General features: G+C 74.1%; 17 protein-coding genes. 6 read left to right on the top strand and 11 right to left on the bottom strand.

The genetic code is table 11. The features are described from left to right. Window positions 1–8 precede the first annotated feature (8 nt). On the bottom strand, window positions 9–602 hold the full coding sequence (locus ACFVTF_RS35585) for a DNA-3-methyladenine glycosylase I (RefSeq protein ID WP_387818142.1): 594 nt from the start codon (window positions 600–602) through the stop codon (window positions 9–11). Further along, entirely contained in the window at window positions 599–1039 is a 441-nt protein-coding gene (locus ACFVTF_RS35580; protein WP_063347936.1) for a DivIVA domain-containing protein, read from the bottom strand. The genes ACFVTF_RS35585 and ACFVTF_RS35580 overlap by 4 nt, the downstream gene beginning before the upstream one ends. 178 nt (window positions 1040–1217) lie before the next feature. On the opposite strand from ACFVTF_RS35580, the gene folP reads away from it, so the two are divergent. After that, complete coding sequence (gene folP / locus ACFVTF_RS35575) at window positions 1218–2030, top strand: dihydropteroate synthase (protein ID WP_387818174.1); 813 nt, start codon at window positions 1218–1220, stop codon at window positions 2028–2030. A gap of 24 nt (window positions 2031–2054) precedes the next feature. Here the strand turns inward: folP and ACFVTF_RS35570 are convergent, their stop codons facing one another. Both ACFVTF_RS35570 and dapE read right to left on the bottom strand, forming a co-directional pair. Further along, entirely contained in the window at window positions 2055–2864 is an 810-nt protein-coding gene (locus tag ACFVTF_RS35570) for a TIGR00730 family Rossman fold protein (RefSeq protein WP_063347937.1), read from the bottom strand. A gap of 123 nt (window positions 2865–2987) precedes the next feature. After that, on the bottom strand, window positions 2988–4064 hold the full coding sequence (gene dapE, locus ACFVTF_RS35565; protein ID WP_387818139.1) for a succinyl-diaminopimelate desuccinylase: 1077 nt from the start codon (window positions 4062–4064) through the stop codon (window positions 2988–2990). A 169-nt stretch (window positions 4065–4233) separates the two neighbouring features. Here dapE and ACFVTF_RS35560 point away from each other — a divergent pair, with 169 nt between their 5' ends. Both ACFVTF_RS35560 and ACFVTF_RS35555 read left to right on the top strand, forming a co-directional pair. Then, window positions 4234–5298: a hypothetical protein gene (locus ACFVTF_RS35560; RefSeq protein WP_387818137.1), complete on the top strand. Its 1065-nt coding sequence runs from the start codon at window positions 4234–4236 to the stop codon at window positions 5296–5298. A gap of 280 nt (window positions 5299–5578) precedes the next feature. Then, a complete protein-coding gene (locus ACFVTF_RS35555) occupies window positions 5579–6346 on the top strand; it encodes a hypothetical protein (protein ID WP_387818135.1) in 768 nt (255 codons plus the stop codon). A gap of 65 nt (window positions 6347–6411) precedes the next feature. On the opposite strand, the gene dapC is transcribed toward ACFVTF_RS35555, so the two are convergent. After that, window positions 6412–7560, bottom strand: a complete 1149-nt coding sequence (dapC, locus tag ACFVTF_RS35550) for a succinyldiaminopimelate transaminase (RefSeq protein ID WP_387818133.1) — start codon at window positions 7558–7560, stop codon at window positions 6412–6414. Between the two features lie 20 nt (window positions 7561–7580). Continuing rightward, complete coding sequence (gene fdxA / locus ACFVTF_RS35545; protein WP_030061559.1) at window positions 7581–7907, bottom strand: ferredoxin; 327 nt, start codon at window positions 7905–7907, stop codon at window positions 7581–7583. 131 nt (window positions 7908–8038) lie between these two features. Here fdxA and ACFVTF_RS35540 point away from each other — a divergent pair, with 131 nt between their 5' ends. Together ACFVTF_RS35540 and ACFVTF_RS35535 are read left to right on the top strand one after the other, a co-directional pair. Then, complete coding sequence (locus tag ACFVTF_RS35540; protein WP_387818132.1) at window positions 8039–9052, top strand: GNAT family N-acetyltransferase; 1014 nt, start codon at window positions 8039–8041, stop codon at window positions 9050–9052. 93 nt (window positions 9053–9145) lie between these two features. Further along, window positions 9146–10018 (top strand): transglutaminase family protein, encoded by an 873-nt coding sequence (locus ACFVTF_RS35535; protein ID WP_387818130.1) that lies wholly within the window; start codon window positions 9146–9148, stop codon window positions 10016–10018. A gap of 72 nt (window positions 10019–10090) precedes the next feature. On the opposite strand, the gene ACFVTF_RS35530 is transcribed toward ACFVTF_RS35535, so the two are convergent. Then, window positions 10091–10720, bottom strand: a complete 630-nt coding sequence (locus ACFVTF_RS35530) for a response regulator (RefSeq protein WP_387818128.1) — start codon at window positions 10718–10720, stop codon at window positions 10091–10093. Between the two features lie 83 nt (window positions 10721–10803). Between ACFVTF_RS35530 and ACFVTF_RS35525 the strand changes: the two genes are divergently transcribed. Then, window positions 10804–11304, top strand: a complete 501-nt coding sequence (locus tag ACFVTF_RS35525) for a GNAT family N-acetyltransferase (RefSeq protein WP_387818126.1) — start codon at window positions 10804–10806, stop codon at window positions 11302–11304. A 63-nt stretch (window positions 11305–11367) separates the two neighbouring features. Here the strand turns inward: ACFVTF_RS35525 and ACFVTF_RS35520 are convergent, their stop codons facing one another. The 4 genes from ACFVTF_RS35520 to ACFVTF_RS35505 are packed head-to-tail and all read right to left on the bottom strand — an operon-like array spanning window position 11368 to window position 14670. After that, window positions 11368–11718 (bottom strand): hypothetical protein, encoded by a 351-nt coding sequence (locus tag ACFVTF_RS35520; RefSeq protein WP_387818124.1) that lies wholly within the window; start codon window positions 11716–11718, stop codon window positions 11368–11370. Window positions 11719–11732: 14 nt separating this feature from the next. Then, entirely contained in the window at window positions 11733–12995 is a 1263-nt protein-coding gene (locus ACFVTF_RS35515) for a sensor histidine kinase (RefSeq protein ID WP_387818122.1), read from the bottom strand. An 8-nt stretch (window positions 12996–13003) separates the two neighbouring features. Then, window positions 13004–13726 carry an ABC transporter permease gene (locus tag ACFVTF_RS35510; protein WP_387818120.1) on the bottom strand — a complete coding sequence of 241 codons (723 nt, stop codon included), beginning with the start codon at window positions 13724–13726 and terminating at the stop codon, window positions 13004–13006. After that, entirely contained in the window at window positions 13723–14670 is a 948-nt protein-coding gene (locus ACFVTF_RS35505; protein WP_387818119.1) for an ABC transporter ATP-binding protein, read from the bottom strand. Before ACFVTF_RS35505 ends, ACFVTF_RS35510 begins: the two co-directional genes overlap by 4 nt. Window positions 14671–14726: the final 56 nt, after the last annotated feature.

Genomic DNA, 14726 nt, shown 5'->3' with positions numbered 1-14726 from the left:
CAGACCGGTCAGACCGGGCGCGCGGTGCGGACGTGGCAGTCCGCCAGGTGGTCGTCGACCAGGCCGCAGGCCTGCATCAGGGCGTAGGCGGTGGTCGGGCCGACGAAGCGGAAGCCCTCCTTCTTCAGGGCCTTCGCGAGCGCGGTCGACTCGGGCGTGACGGCCGGCACCTCCCCCATCGTGCGGGGGGCCGGCCGGTCCGGGGCTCCGGCGAACTGCCAGATCAGCGCGTCCAGCCCGCCGTCCAGGTCGCGGGCGACCCGGGCGTTGGCGATGGCGGCCTCGATCTTGGCCCGGTTGCGGATGATGCCGGTGTCGGCGAGCAGCCGCTCCACGTCCGCCTCGCCGAACTCGGCGACCGCGGCGATCCCGAAGCCGGCGAACGCGGACCGGAAGCCCTCCCGGCGGCGCAGGATGGTCAGCCAGGACAGCCCGGACTGGAACGCCTCCAGGCAGACCCGCTCGAACAGGGCGTCGTCGCCGTGCACCGGACGGCCCCACTCGGTGTCGTGGTAGGCCCGGTAGTCGTCGGTCGACTCGCCCCAGGCGCAGCGGAGCAGGCCGTCCGCGCCGAGCACCGCGCCCTCGGCGAGAGCGGTCACCGGTCGTTCACCGGCTTCGCGTCCTCGGGCCGCTCCTGCTCGGGCCGCTCCTTGGTGAGCGCGACGGCCGGTTCGACCACCTTCGCGAACTCCTCCAGGCCGGGCAGCGGTTCGGCGCCGGCGTCCGGGCCGTCGGTCGCCTCGACCGCGCCGCGCAGGTGGCCGGCGGCCTCCAGTTCGGCGATCCGCGAGTCGCGGTAGGCGAGTTCGGCGCCGAGGCGGTCCAGGACGTCGTCGACCTCGTCCATCCGGTAGCCGCGGACGGCCATCGGCAGCCGCAGGTCGTCCACGTCCGCCTTGCTCAGCGGACGGTCCTGCGGCAGCCGGGCGGCGAGTCGGTCCTGCACCGCCTCCGGCATCGAGCCGCCCCCGCCGAGCGCCACCAGCGCGGCGCCGCCGACCACCACGGCCATGGCGACCACGATCACCCAGAACACGAGCTGTCCTCCCGAACTCCCGGCCGGCCTGCTGCGAAGTGCCCCCGACCAAACTGATCATGACAGCATGGTCCCTGTGAGGCCGGGGGCCATCATCGCACCCGCAGCAGCTGTGGAGGAGACATCGGTGGCACTGCGCCTGGGACCGCGGGAATTCGGTGACGACGAGCTGGTGATCATGGCGATCGTCAACCGGACGCCGGACTCGTTCTTCGACAAGGGGGCGACCTTCGCGGACGAGGCCGCGTTCGCCGCCGCCGACCGCGCGATGGCCGAGGGAGCGGCGATCCTGGACATCGGCGGGGTGAAGGCCGGGCCCGGTGACGAGGTCACGGTGGAGGAGGAGCTGCGGCGCACCGTGCCCTTCGTGGCCGAGCTGCGCAAGCGCCACCCGGAGGCCGTGATCAGCGTCGACACCTGGCGGCACGAGGTCGGCGAGGCGGTCTGCGAGGTGGGCGCCGACCTGCTGAACGACGCCTGGGGCGGGGTGGACCCGAAGCTCGCCGAGGTGGCCGCGCGCCACGACGTCGGGCTGGTCTGCACGCACGCGGGCGGCGCCGAGCCGCGCACCCGGCCGCACCGGATCGGCTACCAGGACGTGATGGCGGACATCCTGCGGGTGACCGTCGGGCTGGCCGAGCGGGCGGTGGGGCTGGGTGTGCGGCGGGACGCGGTGATCATCGACCCCGGGCACGACTTCGGCAAGAACACCCGGCACTCGCTGGAGGCCACCCGGCGGCTGCCGGAGATGACCGCGACCGGCTTCCCGGTGCTGGTCTCGCTGTCCAACAAGGACTTCGTCGGCGAGACGCTGGACCGGCCGGTGAACGAGCGGCTGCTCGGCACCCTGGCCACCACCGCGGTCTCGGCCTGGCTGGGCGCGCAGGTCTACCGGGTCCACCAGGTCGCGGAGACCCGCCAGGTGCTGGACATGGTCGCCTCGATCCGGGGCACCCGCCCCCCGGCGGTCGCCCGCCGGGGGCTGGCGTAGCCGGCCCGGAGTGGGCCGGAGGGCCTAGATCTGGTTGGTCGGCCGGCGGGTGTCGGCGAGGATCTTCATGACCTCGTCGATCTCGTCGGTGATGTGGAACAGCTCCAGGTCGTGCGGGGCCGCCTTGCCCTGCGCGACCAGGGTGTTCTTCAGCCACTCGTAGAGGCCGCCCCAGTACGCGCTGCCGAAGAGGATCACCGGGAAGCGGGTGACCTTCTTCGTCTGCACCAGGGTGAGCGCCTCGAACAGCTCGTCCAGCGTGCCGAGCCCGCCGGGCAGGACCACGAAGCCCTGGGCGTACTTCACGAACATCGTCTTGCGGACGAAGAAGTAACGGAAGTTCAGCCCGAGGTCGACGAACTCGTTGAGGCCCTGCTCGAAGGGCAGCTCGATGCCGAGGCCGACGCTGAGGCCGCCGGCCTCGGAGGCGCCGCGGTTGGCGGCCTCCATGGCACCCGGGCCGCCTCCGGTGATCACCGCGTAGCCGGCCTCGGCGAGGGCCCGGCCGATGGCCACGCCGGCCTCGTACTCGGGCGAGTCGGCCGGGGTCCGGGCGGAGCCGAAGACGCTGATCGCGGGCGGGAGTTCGGCGAGGGCGCCGAAGCCCTCGACGAACTCGGAGGTGATCCGCAGCACCCGCCACGGATCGGTGTGCAGCCAGTCGGTCGGGCCGGTGGTGTCCAGCAGCCGCTGGTCCGTGGTGCTCGTGCCGACCTGGTCCCGGCGCACCAGCACCGGGCCCTTCTGCTTCTCGGGCCAGGCCTTCTTCTTCCGCGGCACGCCGACCTGCTCGGGGCCGTGTCCGTAGTGCTTCTCGTCTCCTGTGCCTGTCATGACGAAACCCTACGTCCGGTGATCCCGGTTTTCAGGCAACAGGGGAAGGTCGGTTGGGCGACCGGAAGATGGCGCTCAGCCGATGATCGGCCGGTCGGACCGGCCGATCATCGGAGGGGCACCTCAGCTGGTCAGCCAGGCCCGCAGCCGCTCCTCGGTCTCGGCGATGGCGCTCAGCGAGCAGTGCTCCTCCCGCTTGTGCGCGAGGTTCGGGTCACCGGGGCCGTAGTTGACCGCCGGGACGCCCAGCGCGCTGAACCGGGCGACGTCGGTCCAGCCGAACTTGGCCCGGGCCTGGCCGCCGGTGGCCTCCAGGAAGGCCTGGGCGGCCGGCTGGGCGAGCCCGGGCAGCGCGCCCGGGGCGAAGTCGGTGACGGTCAGCTCGAAGCCGTCGAAGACCTCGCGCACGTGCTTCTCCGCCTCCGCCTCGCTGCGGTCCGGGGCGTAGCGGAAGTTGACCGTCACGACGCACTCGTCCGGGATGACGTTGCCGGCCACGCCGCCGTCGATCCGGACGGCGTTCAGGCCCTCCCGGTACTCCAGACCGTCGATCTCCACCCGGCGCGGCCGGTAGTCCGCGAGCCGGGTGAGCACCCCGGCGGCGTGGTGGATGGCGTTGTCGCCGAGCCAGCTGCGGGCCGAGTGCGCGCGCACGCCGGTGAGCCGGATCTGCGCCCGCAGGGTGCCCTGGCAGCCGCCCTCGACGACCGCGCCGCTCGGCTCCATCAGCACCGCGAAGTCGGCGGCCAGCCAGTCCGGGTGCTCCCTGGCGAGGTGGCCGAGGCCGTTGCGGTGGGCCTCCACCTCCTCGCAGTCGTAGAACACGAAGGTGAGGTCGCGGTTGGGCTCGGGCAGGGTGGCGGCGAGCCGCAGCTGGACGGCGACGCCGGACTTCATGTCCGAGGTGCCGCAGCCGTAGAGCAGGTCCCCCTCGACGTGGGAGGGCACGTTGTCGGCGATCGGCACGGTGTCCAGGTGGCCGGCGAGCAGGACGCGCTCGGGGCGGCCGAGGGTGGTGCGGGCGACCACGTTGTTGCCGTACCGGTCCACGGTCAGGTGCGGGTAGCCGCGCAGCGCGGTCTCCACGGCGTCGGCGAGCGCCTGCTCGTCGCCGCTCACCGACGGGAAGTCGACGAGCCGGGCGGTCAGCGCGCCGCCGTCGAGGGTGAGGTCCAGGGGCGTCGGGTTCGGGCTGCTCATGGCGCCAGCCTAGTCCGCGCGGCGGGCACCCCGTGTGGCGCTTCCGTGACGCGGCGCACGGAGGCCCGGCCCGGAGCGAGCGGACCGGCAACCGCAACCGGGTGGCGCCGCACACCCGTCCGAGTGGGTACGGTGTCGGATCAAGAAGCAAGGCGCGAGAGGGGCGACGGTGGCCAGGAGAAAGAGCGGCGAGGAGCTGGGCGAGGAGTTGGCGCCCCCCCGCCGCGGTCCACTGCGCGCGCTGTTGCTCGTGATCGTCGGCCTGCTCGGCCTCGCGCTGGTCGCGGGACTGGCCGTGGTCGGCATCTGGTGGTTCGGCTTCAAGCAGGGCGAGCCCGAGGGCTGCTCGGTGAAGACCGCGGCCGGCAGCGGCACGCTGGAGCTCCCGCAGGCGGCCAACGCCGCGACGATCGCCGCGGTGGCGCGCGCGCGCGGACTGCCGGACCGGGCCACGACGATCTCGCTGGCCACCGCGATGCAGGAGTCCAAGCTGCGCAACCTCGCGGGCGGTGACCGGGACTCGATCGGCCTGTTCCAGCAGCGGCCCTCGATGGGCTGGGGCACCGCGCAGCAGATCGGGGACCCGGTCTACGCGACCAACAAGTTCCTGGACGGCCTGGTCAAGGTGCCCGGCTACACCCGGCTGCCGCTGACCGACGCGGCCCAGGCCGTGCAGAAGAGCGGCTACCCGCAGGCGTACGCCAAGCACGAGACCAAGGCGACGCTGCTCACCTCGGCGCTGGCCGGCCGGGAGCCCGGTTCGTTCTCCTGCGTGGTGCACGACTACGCCAAGCCGGATCCGACCGACTCGTCCTCCCCCACGGCGGGCTCCACCGCCTCCCCGGCCGCCGCCCAGCCCACCGCCGCGGACCGGGCCCAGGTGCTGTCCGACCGGGTGCGCCGCGAGTTCGGCCGCACCGTGACCCCGGCCACCGGGTACGCCTCGACCATCAAGGGCGCCGAGAACGCGGTCTCGCTCACCCCGGACCCGGCCGCCGCCGCGCTGACCTCCTCGGCCGACGGAACCGACGGCGGGATCACCGCCGAGCGGGCGAGCGGCTGGGAGGTCGCCCACTGGGCGGTCGCCCAGGCCCAGCAGCTGGGCGTCGCGACGGTCGCCTACGACGGGAAGATCTGGCGCAAGACCAAGTCGGAGGACGGCTGGCAGCCGCAGACCTCCGGGACGTCGACCAAGCTCGTTCAGGTCACCCTCGCCACGTCCGACAAGGGCTGACGCACTGACGTTCGGGTGGCCGCCGGGCGGGTGAATCCGGTCAACCCCGGTGGACCGGGAGCCCACCGTGGCGGCCCCGCCGGAGAACCGTCACTCCCCTTGCCCGGGGCCGGGTCCACGGGGCCGCACGGGCCCCGCCAGACGCCGTCACGCCGGTCCTACGATCCGATGGTCGGTCAGACACTTTCCTGGTCCAGGCCGAAACCATCTGGCTTCTCAAGCGGTAACACCGTCAGTCCGCCCGGCGGACGTGACGGACCCAGACCCTCCGAGGAGCCCCATGTCTCACCCCCTCACGCGACGGATCGCCAGCGCCGCGCTGCTCGTGGCGGCCGGCGCGACCCCGCTGGTCGCGGCCGGCTCCGCGTCCGCCCTGGGCGGCGACGCCCTGCTGCCCAAGAGCGACCTGGCCGCGCCGCTGGGCCAGCTGACCAACACCGACACCGGTTCCACCCTCCAGCACACCACCCACCAGCTGGGCCAGGCCGCCGGCAGCACCGGCGCCGCCACCGTCGCCGCGGGCGTACCGGCCTCCGCCGACGCCGCCGGCAACATCGTCGCCCACCAGCTCCCCGAGGCGAACGAGAAGGCCAGCTCGCTGACCGCCCCGGTCGACCAGACCGCCGCCACCACCGGCCAGCTCTCCGCCGTCACCCCGAAGGTCGCCTCCGCACTGGCCGGCAAGCTCGGCGAGGCCGTCACCGGCAAGGGCGCCGGCACCCGCAGCGCCGCGGCCAGCCCGGTCGGCGGGCTCGCCCAGAGCGGCGAGATCGCCAAGGGCCTGCCCGGCGCCGACAAGCTCGCCGGCGCCGTCCCCGGCACCAACGCCGTCACCGACGCGCTGCCGCTCGGCGCCGTCTCGCGCGCGCTGCCCGCCCTGCCCGGCACCGACGTCCTGGGCCTGGCCGAGCACGGCTCGGCCAACCGCCTCGGCGGCGCCGACCTCGGCCCGAACAACCCGCTGTCCGGCCTCACCGGCGCGCTCGGCCCGATCGGCGGCCTGCTGGGCGGCGTGAACGGCGGCAGCATCAGCGGCCTGCCGCTGTAACCCGCCCGGGGTACGGCGAAGGGGCCGGCGTTCCGCTCTCGGAACACCGGCCCCTTCGGCGTCGGTCAGCGGGCCGCGTCCAGCCGCTCCACGGCCGCGGCCACCCGCTCGTCGGTCGCGGTGAACGCGACCCGGACGAAGCGCTCGCCGGCCGGCCCGTAGAAGTCACCGGGCGCCACCAGGATGCCCAGTGCGGCCAGCTCGGCCACGGTCTCCCAGCACGGGCGGTCCTGCGTCACCCACAGGTAGAGGCTCGCCTCCGAGTGCTCGACCCGGAAGCCGTACGCCTCCAGCGCCGCCCGCAGCGCCGAGCGCCGGGCCGCGTACCGCTCCCGCTGCTCCGCCACGTGCGCGTCGTCCGACAGCGCCGCGATCGTCGCCGCCTGGACCGGCGCCGGCACGATCATGCCGCCGTGCTTGCGCACCTCCAGCAGCTCCCTGACCACCACCGGGTCGCCCGCCACGAAGGAGGCGCGGTAGCCGGCCAGGTTGGAGCGCTTGGAGAGCGAGTGGACGGCCAGCAGGCCCTCGTGGCCCGCGCCGCAGACGTCCGGGTGCAGGACCGAGACCGGCTCGGCGGACCAGCCCAGCTCCAGGTAGCACTCGTCGCTGACCAGCAGCGCCCCGTGCTCCCGGGCCCAGGCGACCGCCCGGCGCAGCTCGTCCGCGCCGAGCACCCGGCCGGTCGGGTTGGACGGCGAGTTCACCCAGAGCAGGCGGACCCGCGAACCGTCCAGCTCGTCCACCGAGTCGTACTCGACCGGCTCCGCGCCGCACAGCCGCGCGCCCACCTCGTACGTCGGGTAGGCCAGCCGCGGGTAGGCGACCTGGTCGCCCGGGCCGAGGCCGAGCTGGGTCGGCAGCCAGGCCACCAGCTCCTTGGAGCCGACGGTCGGCAGCACGGCCTGCGGGCCGATCTCGGCGCCGCAGCGGCGGTGCAGCCAGCCGGCGATCGCCTCGCGCAGCTCCACCGGGCCCCACACCGTCGGGTAGCCCGGCGTGTCCGTGGCGGCGGCCAGCGCCTTCTGGATCACCTCGGGGACCGGATCCACCGGGGTGCCCACCGAGAAGTCGCAGAGACCGCCCGGGTGGGCCAGCGCGGTCGCCTTGTACGGCTCCAGCTTGTCCCAGGGGAAGACCGGCAGGAGGTCGGAAACGCGGCGCGCCGCCCCCGGGTGACCCGGGAACGGCGCGCGCGTGCTGTTGGTGTTCACAGCTCAGATGCCACCGATCGTCAGTGGTCGGCGTTCTGCGGCGGCAGAGCGGCGATGAAGGGGTGGTCGCGCTCGATCAGGCCCAGCTTCGAGGCGCCACCGGGCGAACCCAGATCGTCGAAGAACTCGACGTTCGCCTTGTAGTAGTCCTTCCACTCCTCCGGGGTGTCGTCCTCGTAGAAGATCGCCTCGACCGGGCAGACCGGCTCGCAAGCGCCACAGTCGACACACTCATCCGGGTGGATGTAGAGCGATCGCTCGCCCTCGTAGATGCAGTCAACCGGGCACTCTTCGATGCACGCCTTGTCCTTCACGTCGACACAAGGCTGCGCGATGACGTAGGTCACGCTGTCGTTCCTCCTCGGAAGGGCCGTGGCGGCCCGTTCTGTTCTGCTCGCGTGCGCGGTGAGCGCGGCGTCGTCGATGCCCGCCCCTAGTATCGCGGGTCGGAGACCGCAAATGCACAGGAGGTGCCCAGATGACGGCAGGCGGCCCGGCCCAGGACCGTCCGGAGGTCCGGATAGATCGCTCTGACGTGGGACGACGCGTGTCCGTCCGGCGCCTCTCGGGGTTCGTGGACGACCGGCCGGTGTTCCGGGATTCGATCGGCGTGCTCACATCGTGGGACGATCATGGACTGACGGTCGCTCCGCGGACCGGCGACCCCGTCTCCTTCCCCGAGAAGCTGCTGGTCGCGGGCAAGGTCGTGCCGCTCTTCCCGGCCCGGCGCGCACCGCTGCCCGCCGCCACGCCCGTCGAACTCCAGCGGATCGCGGCCCGCGGCTGGCCCGCCGTCGAACAGGAGCCGCTCGGCGCGTGGACGCTGCGCGCCTCGGCCGGGTTCACCCGGCGCGCCAACTCCGTCCAGGCGCTCGGCGACCCCGGGCTGCCGCTGCCCGACGCGCTCGCCGCCGTCCGCCGCTGGTACGCGGCGCGCGGCCTTCCCGCGTACGTCGAGGTGATCACCCCGGGCTCGCCCGACGAGCTGCGGACCGAGCTCGACCGGCTGGGCGCCGGCTACGCGCCCACCCTGGTGCGCACCGCCCCGCTGGCCGGGCTCGCCCGGGCCGGCTCCGGGCCCGAGCGGGTCCGGCTCGCCCGGACCGCCGACCCGGCCTGGCTCTCGCTCTACCGCCGGGTCGGCGAGGACGAGGCGCTGGAGCAGGCCGCCCGGCAGGTGCTGCACGGCGGGCCGTCGGTCTGGTTCGCCACCGTGCCGGGCGCCCCCGGACAGCCGCCGCTGGCGATCGGACGCTGCGTCATCGACGGGCCCTGGGCCTGCTTCGGCGCGATCGAGGTCGCGCCGTACGCCCGGCGGGCCGGGCTGGCCACGACCGTCATGGCGGTGCTCGCCGCCCGGGCCGCCGAGGAGGGGGCGACCGGCGGATACCTCCAGGTCGAGGCGGACAACACCGGGGCGATCGCGCTCTATGACGGACTCGGCTTCACGACCAGTCACACTTACCACTACGCCCTCCTCCCCCAGGGGTAGCACCGCCCGCACCGCCGCCACGCCCGCACCGCTCGCCCGCCGCTCCTCGCCCGCCGTTTGCCCGCCCGTCGTACGAAAGCCGTCGCCGTCACCGTGACCGAGCAGAGCAGAGACCGCTTCCGGACCGCCGCCCGCGCCGAGCATCCCGACCCGGTGCTGCTCTGCCTGCTCGCCGCCGCCGAACACGGCCCGGTCCTCGACCCGGACGACCCCGGGGAACCGCCCAGCGTGGACGCCCTGCTCGCCGCCTGCGAGGCCGCCCTCGACCGGCACGCGAGCGCCGTGCGGCTCGCCGTCGCCGAACGCGCCCCCGCCGGCCCGGAGGAGACCGCCGCCCTGCTCGCCGCCGTCCTCGGCGGGCGGGAACGCTTCCACGGGCGGCAGTCCGACTACCGGCGGCTCGAATCCTCGTTGCTGCCCGACGTGCTGCGGCGGCGGCGCGGACTGCCGATCATGCTGTCCCTGGTGTGGATGGCGGTCGGGCAGCGGGCCGGGCTCGCCGTCCACGGCATCGCGCTGCCCGGCCACGTCATCGTCGCCGTCGGCGGGCCGGGCGGCGGCGACGAGTACGTGCTCGCCGACCCCTTCCACGGCGGGCGGCTGCTCGACCCGGACGACGCCGAACGCCTGGTCCGCGGCGCCGGGCAGGAGTTCAGCCCCGACCTGCTCACCCCCGCCCAGCCGCTCGACCTCGTGCTGCGCGTGCTCGGCAACATCCGCGCCTGGGCCGCCGACCGCCCCGAACACGCCCGCACCCAGCTCTGGGCCACCGAACTCGCCCTCCTGCTGCCCCGCCACCCCGCCCAGCTCCGCCTCGAACGCGCCGAACTCCTCGTCCGCACCGGCGACTTCCTCGGCGGCTCGGCCGAGATGGACGCCTTCGCGCAGATCCTCGACACCTTCGACCCCGACACCGCCGCCAAGGTCCGCCAGGAGGCCCGGGCCGCCCGGCACCGGCTCAACTGACGGCCGCGCCCGGACCCGCCGGAGGCGCGCTCAGACCAGCCGGGGCGCTCAGAGCCAGCCCCGGGAACGCGCTCAGAGCCAGCCCTTCTCCCGGGCGATCCGCACCGCCTCGGTGCGGTTGCGGGCCTCGGTCTTCTGGATCGCCATCGACAGGTAGTTGCGGACCGTCCCCTCCGACAGGTGCAGCCGCCGCGCGATGTCCGCGTTCACCGCCCCGTCCGCCGCCGCGCCCAGCACGTCCCGCTCGCGCGCCGTCAGCGGGTTCGCGCCCTCCGCCAGCGCGGCCGCCGCCAGCACCGGATCGATCACCCGCTCCCCGCGCAGCACCCGGCGGATCGCCTCCGCCAGCTCCGAGGCCGGCGCGTCCTTCACCAGGAACGCGTCCGCCCCCGACTCCATCGCCCGCCGCAGGTACCCCGGCCGGCCGAAGGTCGTCGCGATCACCACCCTCGTCCCCGGCGCGTTCCGGCGCAGCTCGGCGGCCGCCTCGATGCCCGTCATCCCCGGCATCTCGATGTCCAGCACGGCCACCTGCACCTCGTGCGCCAGCACCGCCGCCACCACCTCGTCCCCGCGCCCCACCTGCGCGACGACGTCGATGTCCCCCTCCAGCCCGAGCAGCGCCGCCAGCGCCTCCCGGACCATCCCCTGGTCCTCGGCGAGCAGCACGCGGATCAGGGACCCGTTCTGAATGTCACTCATGGCCACGACCTTAGAGGGGCGCCGGAGGGGCCGCGGAGGGTAATCGCCTGGCTCGCCGCAGGCCCGCGGGCCAGACTGGCGGCATGCCGAACCTGGAACGCCTCCGCCCGGACCACGCCGACGCCCTGCTGGCCTTCGAGCTCGCCAACCGCGCCTGGTTCGCGCGGACCGTTCCGGACCGCGGCGACGCCTACTTCGCCGAGTTCCCGGCCCGCCACGCCGCCCTGCTCGCCGAACAGGACGCCGGCGCCTGCCGGTTCCACGTCGTCCTCGACGCGGCCGGTGCCGTCCTCGGCCGCGTCAACCTCGTCGACATCGCCGACGGCACCGCCGAACTCGGCTACCGCGTCGGCGAACACGCGACCGGCCGGGGCGTCGCCACCACCGCCGTCGCCCAGCTCTGCCGGCTGGCCGCCGCGGACTACGCCCTCACGTCGCTGACCGCCGTCACCACCCTCGACAACCTCGCCTCCCAGGCCGTCCTCACCCGCAACGGCTTCGCGGTCGTCGCCGAACTCACCCTCGACGACCGCCCCGCGCTCCGGTTCGGCCGCGCCCTCACCGACGACCGGCCGTCGGCGTAGGAATCCGGCACAGGAAGTCGGCGCGGGAAGTCGGCCCGGCCGACTTCCCGTGCCGGATGCGGGTCAGAGCCAGCGCTGCACGGCCTCGACACTGTCGGAGCCACTGGTGTTGAAGGCGATGGCGGCCTGCGGGGCGTGGCGGCGGACGAGGTTGACGACGAGCTCGAAGAAGGGCAGGGCGGGTTCGGGCTTGCGGATGCCGCCGCCGATGACGACGACGTCCCAGTCCTGGTCGACGAGGGCGGCGGTGATCGCGGGCCCGGCCATCTCGTCGGGCGCGACCAGGGTCATCGACGCGTCGATGCCGTGGTCGGCGAAGCGGGCGAGTTCGGCGTCGAGGACGGCCCGCAGGCCGTCGCCGTCCATGCCGGGGACGGTGTGCGGGTCGAAGCCGAGGATGAGTGCGGTAGCCATACCGGGGAGGACGGTCAACCCGACCGGCCGGGTTCCGTGCCGGCCGGCGCGGTGACCGTCCGCAGCGGGACGGAGGCCCGGAGCCGGAAGCCCCGGCCCCGCTCGCCCGGCCCGGCCTCCAGCCGCCCGCCGACCAGCGCCAGCCGCTCCTCCAGGCCCGAGAGCCCGTTGCCCGGCTGGGACTTGCCCGGTCCGCGCCCGTCGTCGGCGATCTCCAGGACGGCGTAGCGCTCGCCGCCGCCCTCCCAGCTCTCGTCGGCCGTGACGGTGCAGACGGTGGCGCCCTCGCCGTGCCGGACGATGTTGGTGACGGCCTCGCGCAGTGCCCAGGCCAGCGCGCCCGCCTCCTCGTCGGCGAGCCCCGGCCAGGTGTCGGCCAGTTCCGGCGCGGCCTCCAGCCGGACCTGTGCGGCGGCCAGCGCGGTGCGGGCGGCGGCGAGTTCGACCGGCAGGGTGGGGCGGCGGAAGCCGGTCACCGCCTCCCGGACGTCGATCAGCGACTGCCGGGCGACCTGCTCGATGTCGGCGACCTGCGCCCGCGCCGCCTCGTCCTTGCCCGCGTCCATGAACCGCCCGGCCAGTTCGCTCTTCAGCGTGATCAGCGACAGCGAGTGCCCGAGCAGGTCGTGCAGGTCGCGGGAGAGGCGCAGCCGTTCCTCGGAGGCGGCCAGGTGGGCGACGGCGGCGCGGGCCTCGCGCAGCTCCTTCATGGTGGCGACCAGCCGCTGCATGCCGGTCATCGCGGCGCCGGCGAGGAAGGAGGTGAGGGCCAGGGTGGGGATGGTGTCGCCGCCGGCGTGGCTCAGCACGCCGACGGTGGCGGTGAGCACGGCCATGGCGGCGACGCCGGGCAGCGCGTAGCGCACCGGCAGGATCACGGCGACGCACACCGAGGCGTAGGTGAAGAGGGTCAGGAAGGCCTCGCCGAGGACGAAGGCCGAGACGCTCGCGAGCACGACCATCATCGCGACGATCAGCCGACAGGCCCGGGGCCGCATGCCGACCATCGAGCGGAAGATCACCAGCAGGACGTAGCCGCCGACGAAGACCGCCAGGCAGGACCAGCCGAACACCAGGGCGGCCGTCCCGTGTCCGCCGTGCAGCAGGTTGCCCACCGGGTAGGCCAGGTAGATCGTCCACAGCAGCATCCAGCTGACCTTGACCAGCAGTTGCCGCCTGGTCTCGATCGGCGAGCCCGGGACGGTCATGAACGACGTGCGCGCCGGACCCGCCTCCGGCTGCTCGTCGGATCGGCGGGTCTGGCGCGGCTCGGTCATGCCGGTCATCATGCCTGGCGGGTGTCGCGGCGGTACAGCGCCGCCGCGGCGACGACGAACACCGCGAGGAAGGCGGCCAGCCCGGCGATCGCGCCGGTGTCCAGGGAGTGCCCGGGCTGGGTGAACGCGGCCAGCTGGTTGTACAGGTACACCGGGTTGAACCGGGCGAACTTCTCCAGCGAGCCGCTCACCGGGAACCACGTCCCGCCGAACAGCGCCATCACCATGTAGGTGATCATCACGATGGTCTGTACCGAGTCCGGCGCCGCCGCGTACCCGAGCGCGACCCCGAGCGCCGCGAACACGAAGCTGCCCAGCCACAGCGCCGCCGCCAGGCCGGCCCACTGCGCCGCGCCGAGCGACACGCCCTGGACCGCGCCGAGCGCGAAGACCACCAGGATCGCCGGCAGCGTGGTCACCGAGCTCGCGGCGATCTTGCCGAGGGTGTACGCCCGGCCGGGCAGCGCGGTGAGCCGCAGCTGGCGCACCCAGCCGCTCTTGCGCTCCAGCGAGATCCGCTGCGCGCTGCCGGTGAGCACCGCGCCGACCGCGCCGAAGGTGGCCATCGAGACCATGAAGTAGGTCTTCACCGACAGGCCGCCGGCCAGTGGGGAGGAGCCGTAGGCGTGGGTGAAGAAGAAGTACATCAGCGCCGGGAAGGCGATGGTGAAGACCAGGTAGCGCCGGTTGCGGAAGGTCCGCAGGATCTCCAGCCGGATCAGGGTGGTCATCGCACGGTCTCCTTCGCGTCCTCGTGCTGGTCCTGCGCGCCGGTGATGGTCAGGAAGGCCTGTTCCAGGCCGAGGCCGGTGACTTCCAGCCCGCGCGGGTACAGGCCCGCCCGGTAGAGCCCGGCCACGCTGGCGTCGGCGTCCGCGGTGCGGATCCGGACGGTCCGCACGCCCGGCACCCGGGCGGTGACGTCCAGGGACTGCACGCCCGGCAGCAGGCGCAGCACGCCTTCGTCGAACTCCCCGTCCACGTCGTGGAGTTCGAAGGCGACCCGGCGGGCTCCGGCGCGCGCCTTGATCTCGGCGGAGCTGCCGTCGGCGATCAGCCGGCCCCGGTGCAGGACGAGGACGCGGTCGGCGATCGAGTCCGCCTCCTCCAGGTAGTGGGTGGCGAACAGCACCGTGCGCCCGGCGTCGGCCTGCGCCCGCATGCTCGCCCAGAACGCCTGCCGGACGGTGACGTCCATGCCGGTGGTGGGCTCGTCCAGCACGATCAGGTCGCTGTCGCCCGCGATCGCGAGCGCGAAGCGGACCCGCTGCTCCTGGCCGCCGGACAGCTTGTCGGCCCGGCGCTCGGCCAGTTCGGTGATCCCGGCGTCGGCCAGCACCTCCTGGACCGGCCGGCCGCGCGGGTGCACGTCGCGGGCGAGCTCGACCAGTTCGCGGACCTTGGCGTCGGCCATCAGCCCGCCGCTCTGCAGCATCGCGCCGACCCGGCCCGCCACGATCGCCTCCCGCGGGGTGCCGCCGAACAGCGTGACGCTGCCCTGGTCGGGCTGGCGCAGGCCGAGCAGCAGGTCCAGGCTGCTGGACTTGCCGGCGCCGTTCGGGCCGAGCAGGGCGACGGTCTCGCCCGGGCGCAGCACGAGGTTGAGGTCGTCCACGGCGCGCACCCGCCCGTAGCTCTTGCCGACGCCGCGGAAGGCGGCCACTTCGGTGCTCATCGTGCTGCTCTTCTCCCCTGGTGGTGTCGCGCCCGTGGTCGCGATCGGTGTCGCGA

This window comes from Kitasatospora sp. NPDC057940 (assembly GCF_042887425.1).
Taxonomy (GTDB): Bacteria; Actinomycetota; Actinomycetes; order Streptomycetales; family Streptomycetaceae; genus Kitasatospora.
This window is presented reverse-complemented; position numbering and strand designations above follow the sequence as displayed.

Coding starts and splice junctions, on each gene's coding strand:
- folP (WP_387818174.1), top strand. CDS start 1,218: ATGGCGATCGTCAACCGGACGCCGGACTCGTTCTTCGACAAGGGGGCG.
- ACFVTF_RS35505 (WP_387818119.1), bottom strand. CDS start 14,670: ATGAGCACCGAAGTGGCCGCCTTCCGCGGCGTCGGCAAGAGCTACGGG.
- ACFVTF_RS35555 (WP_387818135.1), top strand. CDS start 5,579: ATGTCTCACCCCCTCACGCGACGGATCGCCAGCGCCGCGCTGCTCGTG.
- ACFVTF_RS35530 (WP_387818128.1), bottom strand. CDS start 10,720: ATGAGTGACATTCAGAACGGGTCCCTGATCCGCGTGCTGCTCGCCGAG.
- ACFVTF_RS35515 (WP_387818122.1), bottom strand. CDS start 12,995: ATGACCGAGCCGCGCCAGACCCGCCGATCCGACGAGCAGCCGGAGGCG.
- ACFVTF_RS35525 (WP_387818126.1), top strand. CDS start 10,804: ATGCCGAACCTGGAACGCCTCCGCCCGGACCACGCCGACGCCCTGCTG.
- dapE (WP_387818139.1), bottom strand. CDS start 4,064: ATGAGCAGCCCGAACCCGACGCCCCTGGACCTCACCCTCGACGGCGGC.
- ACFVTF_RS35570 (WP_063347937.1), bottom strand. CDS start 2,864: ATGACAGGCACAGGAGACGAGAAGCACTACGGACACGGCCCCGAGCAG.
- ACFVTF_RS35510 (WP_387818120.1), bottom strand. CDS start 13,726: ATGACCACCCTGATCCGGCTGGAGATCCTGCGGACCTTCCGCAACCGG.
- ACFVTF_RS35520 (WP_387818124.1), bottom strand. CDS start 11,718: ATGGCTACCGCACTCATCCTCGGCTTCGACCCGCACACCGTCCCCGGC.
- ACFVTF_RS35540 (WP_387818132.1), top strand. CDS start 8,039: ATGACGGCAGGCGGCCCGGCCCAGGACCGTCCGGAGGTCCGGATAGAT.